Here is a 1,539-nt window from a genome sequence, read left to right on the forward strand (position 1 = left end):
AACTTCCAAATTGGTGCCCGAATCTCTGCTATCCCTGAACTCCGACCCTCTCCAGGGAAAACTGACCGATCCTCTTGGCTCCATAACCGCCCCCGCAAATGTGTTGAACTCCTCTGTCAAACCGACCAGCTCCGCAAATTGAAACCCATCCTGAACGACATGTACAGCCCCAAAACTACGACTATCTTCACTCGCCCTGGCTTCCGTTATACAATCTTTATCCCTGAGATGGCCTTACTGCTAGGTGGCCCCAAGCTGGCCCAACGGCGGCAGGCTATGCTGGCGAACCATGAACGTTTCACTACTCACTTGAAATACATTGATCAAGACGCCACTGCCATGATTGAAGAACTTGATCTCCCCTACACCCTTCCAGGGGGATCTGCTCCCATCACTCTTCGCGAATTCCTCATGACCATCCCCTACCCTTATCCACCACAGGGGGATCAATCCCCATCCCCTCTGGCCCAGGATAGGACGAAAGACCTCAAACGCCGTATGTTCCACTCAGTTGATCAGATGACACGAAATGGTCAACTGCAAGTTGTGATTACTGCCTTCCATGAACGAGTCCCTGACGCCATGTCAATCCTTGGCGCCCTTCCTGCCATGATTGCTCATTATATCAGTAAGGATGCCATGAAAGCTTGGATCTACCAGGCCTACCACCACCAGGCCCACGAAATCACGATCCAAGCAGATGGCACCTGGGAAACTACCGACGATACACACATGGAAGAAACCCAGCAAGAAATGGAAACTAATGACATGCCCGCCCAGATGACCTTTGATCTCACGGTTGTTAAACAAACTGAAGCTCTCTCCAACACAAATGATGACTCTGATTCAAGTAAAAAACGCAAACATGCTGAAGTTGACTCTGCTGCCACTGATGCCTCTTCTGACCAATCCCAGAAGACTGGAAACCATCCTGATGACCTATCCCTCAAGACTTTCTCTGATGGCCTTTACCTCCCAGGCCAACAGCCCACGCGCCCAGTTCAACCTCAAACCTCCTCTAACACCTCTTCTGCCCAGCTGACATCTGCTGCTAGAGGGGAAGGTTTAGCCCCTTCCATTGGATCTGACGCCGGCACCAGCCCAGCTGGTGCTGGCAATGCTGGTTAACCCTTCTGGCTCCACTGGGAGGCAAGCCCAGCCAGGAGCCACACAAGGGAATCAACAACATTGCCACCAACAACAAGGAAATAACACCCAACCACACCCACCAGTGGCGGAACACCAATATTTTGGAGATGTCTTAGGCCCCAAAAAGGATCAAATCTTCCGATTGGTTTCTCATAATATCAACCGACTGCCAGCAAGGATAGACGACCCCAAGTGCCACCAACTCTTCACTGACTGCCGCCGACACGAAATTGATGCCATTGCCCTTCAAGAGGTAGGCAAGAACTGGAAGGCTGCTGGCAAATTCCATGATTGGAAAGCTATGATCCAAGACCAACTTGACTTTGAAAACACCCATGCTTCCTTTGCCCATAACCAACATGACCGAAAGAACACAGCGCTCCAATGGGG

The 1,539-nt window shown here is 51.0% G+C and carries 2 protein-coding genes; one reads left to right on the forward strand and one right to left on the reverse strand.

Translation table 11 applies throughout. The features are described from left to right. Nucleotides 1-1,128, forward strand: a 1,128-nt coding sequence (locus tag V6D20_05305; GenBank protein ID HEY9815207.1) for a hypothetical protein, incomplete at its 5' end; no start/stop codon positions are given. 133 nt (nucleotides 1,129-1,261) lie between these two features. Here the strand turns inward: V6D20_05305 and V6D20_05310 are convergent. Beyond that, nucleotides 1,262-1,539, reverse strand: a 278-nt coding sequence (locus V6D20_05310) for a hypothetical protein (protein HEY9815208.1), incomplete at its 5' end; no start/stop codon positions are given.

This window comes from Candidatus Obscuribacterales bacterium (assembly GCA_036703605.1).
Lineage (GTDB): Bacteria > Cyanobacteriota > Cyanobacteriia > RECH01 > RECH01 > RECH01.